General features: G+C 54.6%; 17 protein-coding genes. 7 read left to right on the top strand and 10 right to left on the bottom strand.

Translation table 11 applies throughout. The features are described from left to right. Nucleotides 1-31: 31 nt before the first annotated feature. The 6 genes from wzz(fepE) to ACOTXR_RS10750 all read right to left on the bottom strand — a co-directional run bounded on the left by wzz(fepE) (nt 32) and on the right by ACOTXR_RS10750 (nt 7,168). Entirely contained in the window at nt 32-1,156 is a 1,125-nt protein-coding gene (gene wzz(fepE), locus ACOTXR_RS10775) for an LPS O-antigen length regulator Wzz(fepE) (protein ID WP_058690170.1), read from the bottom strand. A 248-nt stretch (nt 1,157-1,404) separates the two neighbouring features. Continuing rightward, the gene (locus tag ACOTXR_RS10770; protein WP_058690169.1) at nt 1,405-2,820 is read right to left on the bottom strand and encodes a sugar porter family MFS transporter; all 1,416 of its coding nucleotides are present in this window, start codon (nt 2,818-2,820) and stop codon (nt 1,405-1,407) included. A gap of 313 nt (nt 2,821-3,133) precedes the next feature. Then, nucleotides 3,134-3,895 (bottom strand): 2-dehydro-3-deoxy-D-gluconate 5-dehydrogenase KduD, encoded by a 762-nt coding sequence (kduD, locus tag ACOTXR_RS10765; protein ID WP_058690168.1) that lies wholly within the window; start codon nt 3,893-3,895, stop codon nt 3,134-3,136. A 62-nt stretch (nt 3,896-3,957) separates the two neighbouring features. Continuing rightward, nucleotides 3,958-4,794 carry a 5-dehydro-4-deoxy-D-glucuronate isomerase gene (gene kduI, locus ACOTXR_RS10760; RefSeq protein ID WP_014885098.1) on the bottom strand — a complete coding sequence of 279 codons (837 nt, stop codon included), beginning with the start codon at nt 4,792-4,794 and terminating at the stop codon, nt 3,958-3,960. 235 nt (nt 4,795-5,029) lie between these two features. Beyond that, the gene (locus tag ACOTXR_RS10755) at nt 5,030-6,208 is read right to left on the bottom strand and encodes an acetyl-CoA C-acetyltransferase (RefSeq protein ID WP_058690167.1); all 1,179 of its coding nucleotides are present in this window, start codon (nt 6,206-6,208) and stop codon (nt 5,030-5,032) included. A 93-nt stretch (nt 6,209-6,301) separates the two neighbouring features. Beyond that, a complete protein-coding gene (locus ACOTXR_RS10750) occupies nt 6,302-7,168 on the bottom strand; it encodes a LysR family transcriptional regulator (RefSeq protein WP_045269587.1) in 867 nt (288 codons plus the stop codon). A 104-nt stretch (nt 7,169-7,272) separates the two neighbouring features. Between ACOTXR_RS10750 and ACOTXR_RS10745 the strand changes: the two genes are divergently transcribed. Next, on the top strand, nt 7,273-7,734 hold the full coding sequence (locus tag ACOTXR_RS10745; protein ID WP_032635641.1) for a multidrug/biocide efflux PACE transporter: 462 nt from the start codon (nt 7,273-7,275) through the stop codon (nt 7,732-7,734). Between the two features lie 119 nt (nt 7,735-7,853). Beyond that, nucleotides 7,854-9,083 (top strand): amino acid permease, encoded by a 1,230-nt coding sequence (locus ACOTXR_RS10740; RefSeq protein ID WP_032635639.1) that lies wholly within the window; start codon nt 7,854-7,856, stop codon nt 9,081-9,083. 63 nt (nt 9,084-9,146) lie between these two features. Here the strand turns inward: ACOTXR_RS10740 and ACOTXR_RS10735 are convergent, their stop codons facing one another. Beyond that, entirely contained in the window at nt 9,147-9,419 is a 273-nt protein-coding gene (locus ACOTXR_RS10735) for a GNAT family N-acetyltransferase (RefSeq protein WP_014071634.1), read from the bottom strand. A 10-nt stretch (nt 9,420-9,429) separates the two neighbouring features. Continuing rightward, nucleotides 9,430-9,660, bottom strand: a complete 231-nt coding sequence (yjdI, locus tag ACOTXR_RS10730) for a 4Fe-4S mono-cluster protein YjdI (RefSeq protein ID WP_008499689.1) — start codon at nt 9,658-9,660, stop codon at nt 9,430-9,432. 177 nt (nt 9,661-9,837) lie between these two features. On the opposite strand from yjdI, the gene ACOTXR_RS10725 reads away from it, so the two are divergent. The 5 genes from ACOTXR_RS10725 to ACOTXR_RS10705 all read left to right on the top strand — a co-directional run bounded on the left by ACOTXR_RS10725 (nt 9,838) and on the right by ACOTXR_RS10705 (nt 16,333). After that, nucleotides 9,838-11,478: an ATP-binding protein gene (locus ACOTXR_RS10725; protein WP_014885103.1), complete on the top strand. Its 1,641-nt coding sequence runs from the start codon at nt 9,838-9,840 to the stop codon at nt 11,476-11,478. Next, nucleotides 11,462-12,157, top strand: a complete 696-nt coding sequence (locus tag ACOTXR_RS10720) for a response regulator (protein WP_014885104.1) — start codon at nt 11,462-11,464, stop codon at nt 12,155-12,157. The genes ACOTXR_RS10725 and ACOTXR_RS10720 overlap by 17 nt, the downstream gene beginning before the upstream one ends. A gap of 168 nt (nt 12,158-12,325) precedes the next feature. Then, nucleotides 12,326-13,414 carry an ABC transporter substrate-binding protein gene (locus ACOTXR_RS10715; protein WP_045134116.1) on the top strand — a complete coding sequence of 363 codons (1,089 nt, stop codon included), beginning with the start codon at nt 12,326-12,328 and terminating at the stop codon, nt 13,412-13,414. Between the two features lie 86 nt (nt 13,415-13,500). Next, nucleotides 13,501-15,270, top strand: coding sequence for an ABC transporter permease (locus ACOTXR_RS10710; RefSeq protein WP_023331232.1), 1,770 nt, complete (start codon nt 13,501-13,503; stop codon nt 15,268-15,270). Then, nucleotides 15,263-16,333, top strand: coding sequence for an ABC transporter ATP-binding protein (locus ACOTXR_RS10705; RefSeq protein ID WP_023331233.1), 1,071 nt, complete (start codon nt 15,263-15,265; stop codon nt 16,331-16,333). The genes ACOTXR_RS10710 and ACOTXR_RS10705 overlap by 8 nt, the downstream gene beginning before the upstream one ends. Nucleotides 16,334-16,408: 75 nt before the next feature. Here ACOTXR_RS10705 and arsC read toward each other — a convergent pair whose 3' ends face one another. Together arsC and arsB are read right to left on the bottom strand one after the other, a co-directional pair. Continuing rightward, entirely contained in the window at nt 16,409-16,834 is a 426-nt protein-coding gene (gene arsC, locus ACOTXR_RS10700) for a glutaredoxin-dependent arsenate reductase (protein ID WP_014885108.1), read from the bottom strand. 12 nt (nt 16,835-16,846) lie between these two features. Beyond that, nucleotides 16,847-18,136: an arsenite efflux transporter membrane subunit ArsB gene (gene arsB, locus ACOTXR_RS10695; protein WP_023331234.1), complete on the bottom strand. Its 1,290-nt coding sequence runs from the start codon at nt 18,134-18,136 to the stop codon at nt 16,847-16,849. Nucleotides 18,137-18,154: the final 18 nt, after the last annotated feature.

Genomic DNA, 18,154 nt, shown 5'->3' with positions numbered 1-18,154 from the left:
GCTGTATTCAGCGCCTTTTTAAACCCTGCGTTTATTGTGTCAACGGCTCTGACAGCGGATGACGGGAGAGCATCGCTTCACGCAGCAACACGCTACCGCAGGCAAAGAGCCCGCCCAGGAGTGCCGCCAGAATTACAATCAGGGCTTTGCCCGGACCGTCTTTTTTCACCGGCAAAGACGGAGAAAGCTGATACCTGAAGGGCTCAAGCTTAACGTCTGCAAAGGAGAGATTTTTCAGCTGCGCCAGATAGTATTCCCGGTTCTGGAACTCCGCGTTCAGCTCCGTCACGTCTTTGAGATTTTTTTCAATCTGCAGCTTTTGCGCGATTCCGTCGGCACCGAGCGCAACGGAGTAATCCGGGTCATCTTTTACCGCCTGCCCGCTACTGTAGACTGGCTTCTTAATGCCCGCGGCATTCGCCACTTCCAGCGAATAATTCAGCCGCTGCAGGTTAGTATTGTGAATATTGGTCAGGCGAACACGGTCTAGCCTCAGCTGCTGCTCTACCTCATTCGTCCTCAGGGCGATCTGGTTACGGATATTTTGCACCGTCTCTTTTTCAACAACCGCCGCGATATAATTGATATACCCCTCCAGTACGGTTTGCGCATCACTGGCTTTCGGTGCCGTGAAGCTCAGAGTCCAGGAGACATAAGGCACTTTATCCGCATCTTTTGCCTGTGCGTCATTCACCGCTTTCATTCTTTCCGCAATATTGACGACCGCACGGTGCAGTTCAAGCGCGTCAACCTCAACCTCTTCGAGCTGTGACATGACGTAAGGGGAAGAGGTCAAATACTCTTTGAGCAATGACTGCGACTGGAATTTTTTGATAAACAGGTCAAAGATTTCCGAACGTGTCACCTGCGCCTTCACGTCAAGAACCTGCAGCGCAACCATCATCTGGCGCAGCGGGTTCCACTGCGTCTGCTCTGCCGGGGTGATCACCGCTTTACTGGTCCATTTTTGCGGCAACATAAACGCAATAGCCAGACCTGCCAGCGCAAAGATAAAGACGATGGTGACGATGCGTTTTTTCGCGGCAAGCAGAACATCTAACAGACCCAGAAGGTCGATCTCTTTTGGAGAGATTGCGGGGGTAGCATATGAGGGAAAATCGAGATCCGTATTTTTTTTGAAATCCATTGCTGACATAGCCGTTCTTCTGTTGCGATTGCAGTAAAGTTCTGCCTGGTGAGTTCAGTTTTCAGATAATACTAGGAAATAAGAATAATCTGAACGCAAGAATTGGCTGTGTGTGTGCTTGCTATCAAAGTTGGTAGTTATTTACGACATTGCTCTTGTTAATTATCGAGCTAAAAAAAAGCCGGGTGGCGCTAGCGCTTACCCGGCGTACATTTTGCCCACGCAGGCCCAATAAGCGTAGGGCCCCGGTATTCACATTACACGCCGATATTACGCAGTTTTTCCCCGGCCATCAGTTTGCGTTCAATATGTTCCAGCGTCACACCTTTGGTTTCCGGAATCAGCCAGAAGGTCACGCCAATAAACGCCACGTTCAGCACCGTGTAGAGCCAGAAGGTTCCCGCAGCGCCAATGGCATCCAGCAGCGTCAGGAAGGTCGCACCAATGATCATGTTCGACACCCAGTTGGTGGTGGTGGAACAGGTGATCCCAAAGTCACGGCATTTGAGCGGCTGAATTTCGGAGCACAGGATCCACACCACAGGTGCGGCGCTCATCGCGTAACCGGCAATACACATCATGGTCATCCCGACAGAAAGCCAGGAAAGACCGCTTGAGGCCGTGCCGTTATCAAACTGCATCAGGCAGTAGCCGAGGATCAGCGTACCGAGAGCCATCACGCTAAAGCCAATTTTCAGCGCCGGTTTACGCCCGGCTTTATCGACGGTGAATACCGCAATAAAGGTGGCGAACATAAAGGTGAGCCCCACCACCAGCGTGGCAATCATCTGCTGCTCAGTGGTGGTAAAACCGGCCATTTTGAAGATGCGTGGCGCGTAGTACATGATGATGTTCATCCCGGTGAACTGCTGCATCGCCTGCAGCAACATGCCGAGGAACACCGCGCGGCGCACGTTGCGGTTGACCTTAAACAGCGCCCAGCCCCCCTGCTTCAGCTTCAGGCTTTCGCGGATTTCGTTCAGCTCTTCACGCGCTTTTTCAGAAGTATCGCGCAGCATCCGCAGCACCTCTTCCGCCTCGACGTGACGCCCTTTTTGCGCCAGCCAGCGCGGGCTATTGGGCAGGAAGATCACTAGTACAATCAGCACCACCGCAGGCAACGCCAGCACGCCGAGCATGGCGCGCCAGTTGCCGCTGTAGCTGAAGTACGTATCGGACAGGAACGCCAGCACGATGCCCAGCGTCACCATCAGCTGATACATACTGATCATCCTGCCGCGCACATTCTCACTTGCCATCTCAGAGAGATAAAGCGGTGCCGTGTAGGAGGCGATCCCCACTGCCACGCCGAGCAGCACGCGGGAAAGCAGCAGCACCTCTACGTTGGTCGCAAATGCAGAGCCAATCGACCCCGCAACAAACAGGACGGCGCCGACCATCAGGCTGTATTTACGCCCGAGGCGGAACGAAAGCCAGCCGTTAAACAGCGCACCGATAGCCGCACCAAGCATCATGCTGCTCACCACCCACTCCTGCAGGCGATTACTCAACGTAAAATGATCGGTAATGAACGGCAGCGCCCCGGCGATGACGCCAATATCCAGGCCAAACAGCAAACCTGCTACAGCAGCCGCAATGGAGACAAACTGGTTCATGCGTCGGGTATCGCGCAGCGCAACGGGCATCAGGGTAGAGTCATTGATAGATGTCATATTTTTCCTGCCTCAACAGCAAAATTTGTTAAGTGAAATTACGAGAAAGCGCGGAAAAGTGTCAGGCTGGAATTCGCGAAGATATGGATGATTTCGCTATGGCATAGCGATCTGTGATGGACATTACAATTTCAACTAATCCTGAATAATCACAATATTTTACTAATGCGTTAATTTTTCAGGAATAAAAGTGTGATAGTGGTCATTTATCATTTTTCAGTATGGATTTTTCGTGTTTATCGATATGGATTTTGACAATTTTTAAGCAAAAAAAACCTCCGCTGAAGGGCAGAGGTTTTTGTCAGAAGCGACGTTATCGTGCCAGCCAGCCGCCATCCACCGCAATGGTATAACCATTGATGTAGTCCGAGGCTGAGGAGGCCAGAAACACAACCGGCCCCATCAGGTCACTCGGCAGACCCCAGCGCCCGGCCGGGATACGCTCCAGAATGGCCGCACTGCGTTCTTCGTCAGCACGCAGCTGCTGGGTGTTATTGGTGGCCATGTAGCCCGGGGCAATCGCGTTGACGTTGATATTGTGCTGCGCCCACTCGTTCGCCAGCAGACGGGTCACGCCCATCACCGCGCTTTTTGACGCCGTATAAGACGGCACGCGGATGCCGCCCTGGAAGGAGAGCATCGAGGCGATGTTAATGATCTTGCCGCCTTTTCCCTGCGCGATGAAGTGCTTTGCCGCCGCCTGAGACATAAAGAATACGCTCTTAATATTCAGGTTCATGACGTCGTCCCAGTCAGTCTCGCTGAAGTTAATCGCGTCTTCACGACGGATCAGACCCGCGTTGTTGACCAGAATATCAATATGGCCCCATTCCGCCACCGCGCGCTCAAGCAGTTGCGGAATGCCGTCAATTTTACGCAGGTCGGCGGTCAGGCTAAGAAAACGACGCCCCAGCGCAGTCACGCGCTCAGTCGTTTCTGTGGGTTCAACGATATTAATCCCGACGATGTCACAACCCGCTTCCGCCAGACCTAACGCCATCCCCTGACCCAGGCCTGTGTCGCAACCGGAAACCACCGCCACTTTGCCCTGCAGAGAAAATGCATCCAGAATCATGTTAGTTCCTTACTCTTCAGCGCCTGTCACCAACAGGCAGATAGATACTTAACTGCCCGCGACTAGCGCAGATCCTTAACAGCAACGTGGTCCATGTCATCGAAGACCTGATTTTCGCCGACCATACCCCAGATGAAGGTATAGGCTTTGGTCCCTACGCCAGAGTGAATAGACCAGCTTGGTGAAATCACCGCCTGCTCGTTATGCATGACGATATGGCGCGTCTCCTGCGGCTGCCCCATCATGTGGAACACGCAGGCATCGTCGTCCATGTTGAAGTAGAAGTAGACTTCCATGCGGCGTTCATGGGTATGGCACGGCATGGTATTCCACAGGTTGCCCGGGGCCAGTTCAGTCAGCCCCATGCTGAGCTGGCAGGTTTCCAGCACATCCGGAACGAAATATTTATTGATGGTGCGACGGTTGCTGGTGAGGTTATCGCCCAGCGTTACGGGCGCTGCGTCCTCAGGCGTCACTTTTTTGGTCGGGTATGAGGTATGCGCAGGGGCGCAGTTATAGTAAAACTTCGCGGGCTTACCGCCGTCGATGCTGGCAAAGACCACCTCTTTCGCCCCTTTACCGACGTACAGCGCATCGCGGTGACCAATCTCGAAGCACTGGCCGTCTACGGTAATCGTGCCAGGCCCGCCGATATTAATCACCCCCAGCTCACGACGTTCCAGAAAATAGCTCACGCCCAGCTGTTTACCCACTTCCCCGCCCACGGAGACGGTTTTTGCCACCGGCATAATGCCGCCGACAATAATGCGGTCGATATGGCTGTAGACCATGGTGTACTTGTCGGCCTCGAACACCTGCTCAACTAAAAACTCACTGCGCAGCCCCTGCGTATCCAGCGTTTTGGCGTGCGCACTGTGAATGCTTTGTCTGACGTCCACGGTAACCTCCAGATGTGGTCATGCCCAAAAGAAGAAAATAAACGAAACAACGTTCCGTTTTCATGATGAACACATACTATCGGCATAAAATAGGCTTTTCAATTAAATTCAAAACAACGTTTCATTTTTTATTTTCTTTATAACGAAAATGACACCCGGATCACGGTTAAGAGGTATGGGAATGAAGGGAGGATAAAAAAAACCTCCCGGAGGAGGTTTCATTAATCAGGAAAGATTAGCGTTCTATGGCCAGCGCCACCCCTTGCCCGCCGCCTATACAGAGCGTTGCTATCCCTTTGCGGGCATTGCGTTTTTTCATTTCGTGGACCAGTGAAACCAGTATCCGGCAACCGGACGCCCCGATAGGGTGACCCAGCGCAATGGCTCCACCGTTTACGTTGACCCGCAGCGGATCCCACTCCAGCATTTTGCCGACCGAGATCGCCTGCGCGGCAAACGCTTCGTTCACTTCAATCAGATCCACATCGGAGAGTTGCCACCCTGCGCGATCCAGACAGCGACGGGTAGCGTAGACGGGTGCGATCCCCATCAGTGCCGGATCAACACCCACGCTGGCAAACGCCTTGATGCGGGCCAGGACAGGGAGATCCAGCTCCTGGGCTTTACTTTCACTCATCATCATAACGGCTGCGGCGCCGTCGTTAATGGAGGAGGCATTGCCCGCCGTGACCGAGCCCTGGGTTTCAAACGCAGGATTGAGTCTTGCCAGGCCTTCAGCACTGGCGTCAGTGCGCGGCTGTTCGTCCGTATCCACGACAACCACCTCGCCGTTCTGACGCTGCGTACTGACCGGGACAATCTCGTCGCGAAAACGACCAGAATCAATCGCAGCACGCGCCTTTTGCTGGGAACTGAGCGCGTAAGCATCCTGCAATTCACGGCTGATACCGTACTCGCGCGCCAGGTTTTCCGCCGTCACGCCCATATGATAGTCATTGAACGCATCCCACAGCCCGTCATGCACCAGGCTGTCGAGCAACTGACTGTTACCTAACTGCGCGCCGGTACGACTGTCGGTGAGAACGTGCGGCGCACGGCTCATATTCTCTTGTCCGCCAGCAATAACCACATCCGCTTCACCGCATTGAATGGCTTGCGTAGCGAGATGAAGCGCTTTGAGTCCTGAACCACAGACGTCGTTGATGGTGATGGCGGATACGGTGTTGGGCAGACCGCCTTTCAGGGCCGCCTGGCGCGCAGGGTTTTGCCCGGCTCCGGCAGTGAGAACCTGCCCCAGGATCACCTCATCAATTTCGTGTGCGGCGACCCCGCTACGTTCCACCAGCGCTTTGACCACCACGCTGCCCAGGTCAACCGCCGAGTGACGCGCGAGCGCTCCCTGAAAACAGCCGATAGCTGTACGCAACGCACCCACTATGACGACATCTTTCATCACGACCTCTGTGTTAAATGACATGACGATAGTAGAGGATTGTTACTGGCAATTATCTTAATTGTTTAAAAATAGTGAGTTTAATCACAAGGATTAACGGACATCCTGCAGATACTGCCGCAGCCAGCTTCCGGCAACGCCGGGAGGGGATCGTTTATTCCACAGCAGATCGATGCCGATCGCCCTTGGCCAGCCAGGCACATTGAGCTGAACCAGGGATTTCGCGGCGGCAAATTCATCCACCAGCGCGCACGGCAACACGCACCAGCCGAATCCCTGCACTGCCATACTCAAGAGTAACAGGTAATTCGGTGCTGACCAGACGGGTCCTCGCGCAATTTCAGCCTCGCGTTCCAGATAGGTGCTAAGCCGCAGTTCGCGCCAGCCGTGCAGCTCGTCACTCTGCACTTTGGGTTGGCCCGCCAGGGGGTGCGTGGTCGCAACATAAATTGCCATACGGGTCTGCATCGGCAGGCGGGTAACGCCAATATCGGTGGGGTAACTGTCCCGCGCTTCCGTCAGCCCCACCTGCGCTCGCGCCTTTTGCAGCAGATCGATCACATCCTCTTCCTCGCCAATCAGACATTCGAACGCCGTATGGGGAAAGCGAGCGTCAAACTGCTTCATCATCTCTTCCAGCACGTCCGGGTTCAGGGTATCGGAAAGGACAAATGTCAGACGCGCCTCCGTTTGTGCCGTTAGCGACACCGCCAGTTCATCCAGTCGCGTGCTGGCGGCAAGGATGGCCTGCACATAACCCAGCACCTGTTCACCCTGAGCCGTTAACACCGGCTGACGCGCCGAGCGGTCAAACAGCTCAAAACCAAGATCGGCTTCAAGATGGGCAATGGAGGTGCTGATCGTCGACTGACTTTTACGCAGCCGGCGTGCAGCAGCAGAGAAAGAGCCAGCCGCAACGGCCTCAACAAACGCGGTAAGGGCTTCAGGTGAATAGCGCATAACCTATCTACTTTATCGATGGATACCATCTTTAATATATCAGCTTTAACGATAAAAATAGGCCGCATCACCGCCCATACCGGCGAATTAATGAGGTCTACACTATGCAACATCAGGATGCACTCCAACGTAAACTGCCGGAGCGGATCTTCCATGCTGTCTGTTTCGAAGGGATTGCCACAGCGATCCTCGCCCCTACGGCGGCGTGGCTCATGCAGCGCTCCGTAGTGGAAATGGGGGGATTGACCGTTATTCTGGCCACTACCGCCATGCTCTGGAACATTATTTATAACTTCGGTTTCGACCGTTTCTGGCCAGTCCAGCGGGTAACACGCACGGCAAAAGTACGTGCGCTGCACGCCCTGGGGTTCGAATGTGGGTTTATTGTGATTGGCGTGTCGATTGTCGCGGCCGTGCTGGGCGTCACCTTGCTTCAGGCATTCACACTGGAAATAGGTTTCTTCCTGTTCTTCCTGCCCTACACCATGTTCTATAACTGGGCATACGATAACCTGCGTGAGAAATTCCTTAAGCGTCGCCAGCAACGACGCGCCCTGGCAGGCTAAATGCTCTCTGGCCGGACGCCTGTTCCGGCCAAACGCCAACGAAGCAACTGCGCTCTACGAGCATAACTATGGTAAATTGCACGCCATTCTGATGGTTTGATAGTTGAAACGTTGCTCTAATGTCGAAAATTTGGTCAAAAGATGAGACTCTCTGGAGTTTCGCTCTCTATGGCACGGCCGTGGGCGCAGGAACGCTGTTCTTGCCCATTCAGCTGGGCTCTGCAGGCGCTATTGTTCTGTTTATTACCGCCCTTGTGGCCTACCCGTTAACCTACTGGCCGCATCGCGCGCTGGCGCAATTTATTCTCTCTTCAAAAACAAAAGGCAATGAAGGGATCACCGGCGCCGTCTCGCACTATTACGGCAAGAAGATTGGCAATCTGATCACCACACTCTATTTCATCGCCTTCTTTGTTGTGGTGCAGATTTACGCGGTGGCCATCACCAACTCGTTAACCGAGCAACTGGCAAAACACCTGACGGTGGATACCGCCGTGCGCGTGCTGGTCAGTTTAGGTGTGGTGCTGGTGCTGAATCTGATCTTCCTGATGGGACGGCATATCACGATAAAGGTGATGGGCTTCCTGGTATTCCCGCTGATTGCCTATTTCCTCTTTGTCTCGATCTACCTGACCGGGAGCTGGCAACCCTCGCTACTTACCAGCCAGATGGCCGTTGATCGCCATACGCTGCATCAGGTATGGATTTCCATTCCGGTGATGGTGTTTGCCTTCAGCCATACCCCGATTATCTCGACATTTGCCGTGGATCGTCGCGAGAAGTTTGCTGACGCCGCCATGGATAAATGCAAGAAAATCATGAAGGTGGCGTACCTGATTATCTGCCTGAGCGTGCTGTTCTTTGTCTTCAGCTGCCTGCTCTCGATTCCGCCGTCCTACATTGTGGCCGCCAAAGAGCAAGGGGTAACCATCCTGTCAGCACTGTCGATGATGCCCTCTTCTCCCGCATGGCTCGGCATTTCCGGGATAATCGTGGCGATTGTTGCGATGTCGAAATCGTTCCTCGGCACCTATTTTGGGGTCATTGAGGGGGCGACGGAGATCGTGAAGTCGTCGCTCAATCAGGTGGGTGTGAAAAAGAGCCGCGCCTTTAACCGCGCGATTTCCATTATGGGTGTGTCGTTAATTACCTTCGCGGTCTGCTGCATCAACCCGAACGCGATTTCGATGATTTACGCCATCAGCGGCCCGCTTATCGCCATGATTTTGTTTATCATGCCGACGCTGTCGACGTACCTGATCCCTTCGCTGAAGCCTTACCGCTCCCCTGGCAGCCTGCTGACGCTGATCGTCGGCGTGCTGTGCGTGTCGGTGATGTTTGTTGGCTAATGTTCCTGCCATACATTGTGCCGGGTAGCGCTGCGCTTACCCGGCCTACATTCCTACAGAGAATCACGCCCGGATATCGTCATATTCCCGCGTATTATCAAACTCATGTTTCGCAAACGGACACAGCGGAATAATTTTACGGTTCTCACCGCGCATCTTCTCGACCACTTTCGCCACCAGCTGTTTGCCAACGCCCTGCCCTTTCAGGCTCGGATCGACATCAGTATGCTCAATAATGCTAAGGTGCTCGCCGGTCGGCACGAAGACAATCTCCGCCACCTGATTTCCGTCTGCATCATTCACGTAAAACTTGTTATGGCCTTCCAGAATATCCATGGTTCCTCGCTTATTTTTGGCGATACTTCAGCGCACCGCTCGGGCAGGTATCAATTACGCGTACAACCGTTTCGACGTCCACTTCATCAGGAATAATCCACGGTTTACGTTTCAGATTAAACAGCTTTGCGCTCCCACGCACGCAGTTACCTGAGTGTTTGCAGATCCCGGTGTTGAAGTACACGTCAATTTTCTCGCCGGTATAGGCCCGGTAACCCGCATCCAGTAGTTCTTTATCCATGACATTGCCTCTGTAATTATTCTCGTGCTGAATGAAGCATAGCCTTACGGGATCCCGATGGCTATCACGCTGAAAACGAAAAGCCAGCTCACAACTCTTTTCTTACCGGATTGCGTCCACTATTTGCACATGTCAGGCTCCATAAATATCCCCTTTTCCAAGGCTAGCGCGGGTTGAATGAAACGCAGACTCTCTTTTCAGGTAAAGCTGTTTTTAGCGCTGGTGTGCTTCTCCTGCCTGCTGTTAGTGCTGCTGGGTACGATCCTGTTTCATTTTATTGACCGGCAGCTCCATCACGATCTCGGCCAGCGCGCCCGGGTTCAGGCCAGTGAGATTGCGCTGATGCCGGGTCTGGCGGAAAAGGTGGCGGCCAGAGATATCCCCGGCATCGCCCGGTTAATTCAGCCGCTTCGTGCCGAAAGTGACGCCAGCTATATTGTGATTGGCGATACCCACGAGCAGCATCTTTATCATTCGGAATCCCCGGAGCGCATTAATTTACCGATGATCGGCGGTGATAATGCCGAAGTACTCAAGGGCAAAACCATTATTTCCGTGCGTCAGGGCGGGATTGGGGTTTCGCTGCGCAGCAAAGCGCCCATCTTCAATGCACAGCATCAGGTGATTGGCATTGTCTCGGTCGGCTATCTGACTTCGTATATCGCCAACATTAACGCCCGCATTCTCTGGCAGGCCGGTTTATACGGGATTGCCCTTCTGCTGCTGCTGTTTATTTTCTCCTGGCTGTTTACCCGCAACCTTAAAAAACAGATGTTCAGACTTGAGCCGAAAGATATTGCCCAGCTGGTTTTGCAGCAAAGGGCGCTGTTAGAAGCCATGTATGAAGGGGTATTTGCCGTCAATGAAGAGAAGCAACTGATTTTAATTAACCGCGCGGCACGAGAAATGCTGGATATTCATCGGAGTGAAAAAGATCTTATCGGCAAGCCGCTGGACGAGGTTCTGCAAACCTCGCCGGGGTTTTTAACACAGCGCTACGCCTCGGTGAGCAGCGGCCGCCACGACCAGATTGCGGTACTTAACCAGCGCGAGGTCATCGTCAACCGCGTGGCGATTGAGGTCGAGCCTGGCGTTGAAAGCGGCTGGGTATACAGCTTTCGCGACAAAAACGACATTAATACCCTCAGCAGCCAGCTCAGCCAGATCAAACGCTATGCCGACAACCTGCGCATTATGCGCCACGAACAGCTGAACTGGACCGCGACGCTGGTGGGGTTGTTGCAGATGAAACACTATGACGAAGCGATCCGCTATATCCAGGTGCAGTCGGAAGGAGCACAGCGCGTGCTGGACTTCGTGTCGGCCCATTTTGCCTCTCCGGCCTTATGCGGGCTGCTGCTCGGGAAATATGTCAGCGCACGGGAAAAAGGGGTTGAGCTACAGTTTGATCCCGCATGCCAGCTCACCCGCATGCCGTCCCGCCTCAGTGAAACGGAGCTGATGTCCATTATTGGTAATTTGCTGGATAACGCCGTGGATGCGACCCTCACCGCACCGGTCCCCGCGCCGGTAGAACTCTATATTTCCGATCGCAACCAGGAGCTGCTGATTGAGGTGGCCGACCGGGGCTGCGGGGTGGATGATGCGCTGAAGCCGCATATCTTTCGACAGGGATTCAGCAGCAAGCCGGACAGTGAAAACGACATTGTGGGTACCGAGCACGGTATCGGCCTGTTTCTGGTGGCAGGCTATATCAACAAAGCGGGCGGCAGCATTGAGATTGCCGACAATACGCCGCAGGGCACGATTTTCTCTGTATTTATTCCGAATGGGCTAAAGCATGACCCAAGCACTTGATGTTGTGATCGTTGAGGATGAGCCGCACCTGGCGGAGCTGCATCGCGAGTATATTGAGCAGAACTTTCATCTGCACGTGGTGGGCATCGCCGCGTCGATTGAGCAGGCATGCAGCCTGATTCGCCAGCATCAGCCGCGGCTTATTCTGCTGGATAACTATCTCCCGGACGGCAAAGGCGTGGAGTTAATCGACACTCCCCTGTTGAAAAGCTATGAGTGCTCGGTGATTTTCATCACCGCCGCCAGCGATATGCAGACCTGCAGCCATGCCATGCGCAGCGGCGCGTTTGATTACCTGATTAAACCGGTCTTTTTCCAGCGCCTGCACGCCTCGCTGGAGCGTTTTATGCGCTTCATCCACACCGTGCAGCAGGTAAAAGTCGTTGACCAGCATGCGCTGGATCGCCTGTTTAACCTGCCTGCTGCGGAATCCCCGCACACGCCGTCGACGAAGGGCATTGAGCCTCAGACCCTGGAGCGGATCAAACGGCTGTTCGCCGATCGTCCCGACAGCGCAATGTCGGTGGAGGAGGTCGTGGAAAACGTCGGGGTCAGCAAAACCACGGGGCGTCGCTATCTTGAATACTGCGTGGAGAGTGGGTTAATCAGCGTCGAAATGCTGTACGGCAATATCGGTCATCCGCGAAGGCTATACCGTAAAGCCCCCGATAAAACGTAATCCGCGAACATTAGCCAGCAAACGTTCGCGGATTCTATGGTGTTAATTGCTGAAACGACGGTGACAATCACACTTCGGAATCATCGCCCGCTTCCCCCTATTGTGGGTGGAGGCTGATAGGCTATGTTGACAATTAGTTCCTCAAATGTAACTAAAAGGTTAACTATAATGTCGAACACATTCCGAATTTCTCTGATTACCGCTACCGTCCTGTTCTCCGCTTCTGCGCTGTCTGCCCTGCCGCAGGGCTATCCGGCTGAGTATCAAAAGGTTGTCGATGCCGCCACGAAAGAGGGCAAAGTTGTCATCTACTCCACCACCGACACCAAAGCCGCCGGGCCGCTGATCGAAGGCTTCGAAAAAACGTATCCAGGCATCAAAGTTGAATATAACGACATGAACAGCACGGAACTGTACAACCGTTTTATCAGCGAACAGGCCTCCGGTGGCGGGAGCGGTGATGTGGTCTGGAGCTCGTCCATGGACACCGGACTGAAGCTCGCCGCTGACTACGCTATGGAGTACAAATCGCCGGAGCAGAGCCAGCTGCCGAAATGGGCGGTCTGGAAAGATAAGGCGTACGGCACCACCTATGAGCCGGTGGTCTTTATCTACAACAAACGCCTGATCCCGGCCGGTGACGTGCCGGATTCACACGCCGCGCTGGCGAAGCTGATTGCCAGCCAGACGGATAAATTCAAGAGTAAAGTCACCACCTATGACATTGAGAAATCGGGTCTTGGTTTTATGCTCTCAGTGCAGGATCACAAGGCCGATCCAAATTACTTTAAAACCCTGGCCGACGTTGCCAAAGGTGGCTTAGCGGTACAGTCGTCTACCGGCACCATGATGGAGAGGGTCTCCTCCGGTGAAAACCTGATCGGCTTCAATATCCTTGGTTCTTACGCTGAAGCGCGTGCGAAGAACGACCCGTCGCTCGGCATAGCCTATCCAAAAGATTACACCCTGGTGCTGTCGCGCGTGTCGTTCATCAGCCAGCAGGCGCAAAACAGCAATGCGGCAAAACTGTGGCTGGACTATGTGCTGTCTGAAAAAGGCCAAAGCATCCTGGCAAATCAGGCGGACATTCCATCCATTCGTAACGATATCGAAGGCAAAAACGATATCGACGGCCTGACCAAAATCCTCGGCAATGCGCTGAAGCCGATCCCGGTTGATGAATCGCTGCTGGAGTATCTGCAGCCGAAGAAACGCCTGGAGTACATCAAAGAGTGGCGTGCAGCCGCCGCCAAATAAGCGTCCTGGCGCGGCGGCGTGCGCCGTCGCGCGTCTGTTCATCTGACTGAGTTCATTTTTCCGGGCTGCAACACCAGGGATACCCCATGAATACATTACGCAGAAAGTGGCAAAGCCTGCCACGCGGTATTGTCGTGTTGATAACCGCCCTGGTTATCTATACGCCACTGTCGTTTATCGTGATACAGAGCTTCCTGTCCGCCCCGTTCTTTTCCCCGGCAAAAGAGTGGAGCCTTGAATCATTTGGTTTTATCTTCACCGACCCTGATTTCTACAAGGCCCTGAGAAGCGGCTTTCTTCTCGCGTTCGGGCTGGTCATCATTGCCATTCCGCTGGGTGGCGTGCTGGCGTTTCTGATGGTGCGTACCGATCTGCCAGGCCGACGCCTGATCGAACCGCTGATCCTGGTCCCGATTTTCGTTTCACCGATGGTGCTGGGTTTTGGCTATGTGGTGGCTGCCGGTCCGGTGGGCTTTCTGTCCCTGTGGGCACAGGCGCTGATCGGCTTTGTGCCGTGGAACATCTATGACATGTCGAGCATCGTGGTCATTGCCGGCCTGACGCATGTTCCGCATGCCTATCTCTATATTTCCTCCGCGCTGCGTAGCGTGGGCTCCGATGTGGAAGAAGCCGCGCGCACCGCGGGCGCCTCTCCGCTGCAGGTGATGACCTCCGTCAGCCTGCCGATGGTGCGGCCATCCATCCTGTACGCCATCGTGCTGCTGTTCTTCCTCGGGCTGGAAGTGTTTGGTCTGATGCTGGTACTTGGCGATCCGGAAGGCAACATGGTGCTGGCGACCTATCTGTACCAGCTGACGAACAAGCTCGGAACGCCTTCCTATCATCTGATGGCGGCGGTCGCCGTGGTGCTGATTTGCATCACTATCCCGCTGGTCATGCTCCAGCGTCGCCTGATGCGCACCGCCAACCGCTTTGTCACCATGAAAGGGAAAGCCTCTCAGGCTCGCGCGTTACCACTGGGTAAATGGCGCTGGGTGGCCGGGGCGGTGGTCGCCTTCTGGCTGACTGTCACCATCGGCGTTCCCCTGCTCGGCGTAGTGCTGCGCGCGTTCATCTCCAACTGGGGGGTGGGCGTTTCGCTGTGGGATGAGCTTTCGCTGAGTACCTTTCGCACCATCTGGGCGCAGCCTAACCTGCTGCGCGCCATCGTCAACTCGATGTCTATTGGCGTGATTGGCGGCGCACTGGCCGTCGCGTGCTACCTGTTTGTTGGTATTGCCATGCACCGTAAACCGGACAACACCACGCGGTTCCTGGATTACAGCGTGCTGGTGCCGCGCGCCGTGCCGGGATTGCTGGCGGGTCTGGCCTTTTTGTGGGTGTTTCTGTTCCTGCCGATGTGGCTGGATAACGCCCTGAAATCCGGCTGGCTTTCCGGATTCGTCTGGACCGACTGGATGCGCGAAAACGTCATCGTCTGGCTGCGCTCGCTGCGCAGCACCATTTTTAGCGTCTGGCTGGCTTATACCGTGGTGTGGATGGCTTACGGACTGAGGCTCATCTCTTCCACGCTGTTGCAGGTGGGGCCGGAGCTTGAAGAGGCGGCGCGCAGCACCGGCGCGACGCGCGGGCAGATCACCCGCCACGTCACCATTCCGCTCTCCCGCTACGGGCTTATCGGCTCATGGCTGCTGATGTTCCTGATCTTTGAGCGCGAATATTCAACCGGTGTGTACCTGCTCTCCCCCGGCACGGAAACCATCGGCTCGATGCTGGTTTCCCTGTGGGCCGCGGGTGCAATTGATATCGTGGCGGCGCTCTCTTTCATTAATATCCTGCTGGTCGTGGTAGGTCTGGGCATTGCCCTTCGTTTCGGAGTGAAATTACATGATTGAATTAGCGGTTGACGATCTGCACTTAACCTACGGCGACAATCCTGTTTTAAAAGGGGTCTCCATGAACCTGAAACGCGGCGAAGTGGTCTCCCTGCTGGGCCCTTCCGGCAGCGGCAAAACCACCCTGCTGCGCGCCGTCGCGGGTCTGGAAAAACCGACCCAGGGGTCGATTGTCATTGGTCAAAATAAAGTTTACGACGGTACGCCGCGCAGCGAGGTTCCGGCGGAGGAGCGTAACCTGGGGCTGGTGTTCCAGTCCTACGCCTTGTGGCCGCACAAAACCGTATTTGAAAACGTGGCCTATCCGCTCAAGTTGCGTAAAGTCCCGACTAAAGAGATCCAGCAGCGCGTACAGGATGTGCTGGACCAGCTGGGTCTCGGTCATCTTGGTAAACGTCACCCGCACCAGCTCTCCGGCGGGCAGCAGCAGCGCGTGGCGATTGGCCGGGCGCTGGTCTATAACCCGCCGGTGATTTTGCTGGACGAGCCGCTGTCCAACCTCGACGCCAAACTGCGTGAAGAGGCCCGCGTATTTCTGCGCGAGCTGATCATTAAGCTCGGGTTATCCGCGCTGATGGTAACGCACGACCAGAACGAAGCGATGTCGATTTCCGACCGCATCCTGCTGCTCAACAACGGTAAAATTGAGCAACAGGGTACACCACAGGAGATGTACGGTTCACCGAAGACGCTGTTTACGGCCGAGTTTATGGGCAGTAATAACCGCCTGCATGGCAAAATCACCGAGGTACGCGACGGCAAAGCACGCATTGAAGGAAAAGACTGGGTGCTCTGGGGCCAGGCGGGTGAAGGGGTGCAGAGCGGTAATGAGGCTACGGCGGTGATCCGCGTCGAGCGCGTGGCGGTGGTCGAGGGGCCGGGGGAAAATCAGCTTGCGCTGCCGCTCCTCACCAGCATGTATCTTGGCGACCGCTGGGAGTACCTGTTCCGCACGGCGGGGGATGATTATGTGATCCGCGCTTACGGGAATGAGCTTCGCGACCCGCAGCATTGTCATCTATCGCTGCCAGAGAAGCATGTCTGGATATTCCCGAAAAACTAGAGAAATCGGCCTGCCATTCAGTGGCTAAACGGGATGGCAGGCCGACATTCAAAGCGCGAATGCGCTCCTCCATACTTATTTCAATCGTTTACCTGTTTCATCAACGACCTTCTCGCCGTCTTCCTTCGCGAAAGCCGCTTTCTGCGCATCAGGAAGAATATCCAGAACCACTTCTGAAGGACGGCACAGTTTGGTTCCCAGCGGTGTCACGACAATAGGCCGGTTAATCAGGATCGGATGCTGCAGCATAAAGTCGATTAACCGATCGTCAGTAAACTTATCTTCCGCCAGCCCCAGTTCTTCATAAGGCTCGACATTTTTACGCAGCAGTGCCCGTACCGTGATCCCCATATCTGCAATGAGTTTGACCAGTTCATCGCGAGACGGCGGATTCTCCAGGTAATGAATGACGGTCGGCTCATTTCCGCTGTTGCGGATCATCTCCAGCGTATTACGGGACGTACCGCAGGCCGGGTTGTGATAAATAGTGATGTTGCTCATAACAGTATCTCATTACAAAGTGAAAGAGAGACGTAGCGCCAGCGCGGCCAGCGTTACAAATAGCACAGGCAGAGTCATAACGATCCCGGTGCGGAAATAATATCCCCAGGTAATCGTCATGTTCTTCTGTGAAAGGACATGCAGCCAGAGCAGCGTTGCCAGGCTCCCAATAGGGGTGATTTTTGGCCCCAGGTCGCAGCCAATCACGTTGGCGTAGATCATCGCCTCTTTGATAACACCGGTTGCGGTGCTGCCATCAATAGAGAGCGCACCAACCAGCACGGTCGGCATGTTATTCATGATGGAGGACAGGAAAGCCGTCAGGAAACCGGTACCCAGCGTCGCGGCCCACAGTCCTTTATCCGCCAGCACGTTCAGCACACCTGAAAGGTATTCGGTAAGCCCGGCGTTGCGCAGACCGTAGACCACCAGGTACATCCCCAGCGAGAAGATGACGATCTGCCAGGGTGCGCCATGCAGCACTTTGCCCGTGTTAATGGCATGGCCGCGTTTCGCCACAGCAAACAGGATGACGGCCCCCACCGCCGCAATCGCGCTCACCGGAATACCGAGCGGCTCAAGGACGAAAAAACCTACCAGCAACAGAATTAAAACGACCCAGCCGGTACGAAACGTCGCCGGATCTTTAATCGCTTTTGCCGGTGTCTTAAGAAGAGACAGCTCGTAAGTCGGCGGGATATCTTTGCGAAAGAACAGATGCAGCATCACCAGCGTGGCGACAATGGCTGCAATATCGACCGGAACCATCACCGACGCGTATTCGGTGAACCTCAGACCGAAGAAGTCTGCCGAAACAATATTCACCAGGTTTGACACAATAAGCGGCAGGCTGGCGGTATCGGCAATAAACCCGGCGGCCATCACGAATGCCAGCGTGGTGCCTTTGCTGAACCCTAATGCCAGCAGCATGGCAATCACGATCGGTGTCAGAATAAGAGCAGCACCGTCGTTGGCAAACAGTGCAGCCACCGCTGCGCCGAGCAGAACGATATAGGTAAAGAGCAAACGGCCCCGACCGTTTCCCCAACGCGATACATGCAGCGCTGCCCATTCGAAAAAGCCGGATTCATCAAGCAGCAGGCTAATAATAATGACGGCAATAAACGTTGCCGTCGCGTTCCAGACGATATTCCACACCACCGGAATATCGCCTAAATGCACAACGCCTGAAATTAAAGCCAGGGCTGCGCCCAGCGTCGCGCTCCAGCCAATTCCCACCCCCTTCGGCTGCCAGATAACCAAAACAAGGGTCAGGACAAAAATAGCGCCTGCCAGTAACATAAAACCTCCTGACAGGGC

It is taken from the genome of Enterobacter cloacae complex sp. IR53030 (genome assembly GCF_049238365.1).
Classification (GTDB): Bacteria; Pseudomonadota; Gammaproteobacteria; order Enterobacterales; family Enterobacteriaceae; genus Enterobacter; species Enterobacter kobei.
The sequence above is the reverse complement of the archived record's forward strand: the minus strand, read 5'-3'. Positions and strand labels throughout refer to the sequence as shown.

What these genes read in the sequence shown, in the direction of transcription:
- ACOTXR_RS10770 (WP_058690169.1), bottom strand. Translation starts at nt 2,820, where the DNA reads ATGACATCTATCAATGACTCTACCCTGATGCCCGTTGCGCTGCGCGAT.
- kduD (WP_058690168.1), bottom strand. Translation starts at nt 3,895, where the DNA reads ATGATTCTGGATGCATTTTCTCTGCAGGGCAAAGTGGCGGTGGTTTCC.
- ACOTXR_RS10755 (WP_058690167.1), bottom strand. Translation starts at nt 6,208, where the DNA reads ATGAAAGATGTCGTCATAGTGGGTGCGTTGCGTACAGCTATCGGCTGT.
- ACOTXR_RS10750 (WP_045269587.1), bottom strand. Translation starts at nt 7,168, where the DNA reads ATGCGCTATTCACCTGAAGCCCTTACCGCGTTTGTTGAGGCCGTTGCG.
- ACOTXR_RS10745 (WP_032635641.1), top strand. Translation starts at nt 7,273, where the DNA reads ATGCAACATCAGGATGCACTCCAACGTAAACTGCCGGAGCGGATCTTC.
- ACOTXR_RS10740 (WP_032635639.1), top strand. Translation starts at nt 7,854, where the DNA reads ATGTCGAAAATTTGGTCAAAAGATGAGACTCTCTGGAGTTTCGCTCTC.
- ACOTXR_RS10735 (WP_014071634.1), bottom strand. Translation starts at nt 9,419, where the DNA reads ATGGATATTCTGGAAGGCCATAACAAGTTTTACGTGAATGATGCAGAC.
- yjdI (WP_008499689.1), bottom strand. Translation starts at nt 9,660, where the DNA reads ATGGATAAAGAACTACTGGATGCGGGTTACCGGGCCTATACCGGCGAG.
- ACOTXR_RS10725 (WP_014885103.1), top strand. Translation starts at nt 9,838, where the DNA reads ATGAAACGCAGACTCTCTTTTCAGGTAAAGCTGTTTTTAGCGCTGGTG.
- ACOTXR_RS10720 (WP_014885104.1), top strand. Translation starts at nt 11,462, where the DNA reads ATGACCCAAGCACTTGATGTTGTGATCGTTGAGGATGAGCCGCACCTG.
- ACOTXR_RS10715 (WP_045134116.1), top strand. Translation starts at nt 12,326, where the DNA reads ATGTCGAACACATTCCGAATTTCTCTGATTACCGCTACCGTCCTGTTC.
- ACOTXR_RS10710 (WP_023331232.1), top strand. Translation starts at nt 13,501, where the DNA reads ATGAATACATTACGCAGAAAGTGGCAAAGCCTGCCACGCGGTATTGTC.
- ACOTXR_RS10705 (WP_023331233.1), top strand. Translation starts at nt 15,263, where the DNA reads ATGATTGAATTAGCGGTTGACGATCTGCACTTAACCTACGGCGACAAT.
- arsC (WP_014885108.1), bottom strand. Translation starts at nt 16,834, where the DNA reads ATGAGCAACATCACTATTTATCACAACCCGGCCTGCGGTACGTCCCGT.
- arsB (WP_023331234.1), bottom strand. Translation starts at nt 18,136, where the DNA reads ATGTTACTGGCAGGCGCTATTTTTGTCCTGACCCTTGTTTTGGTTATC.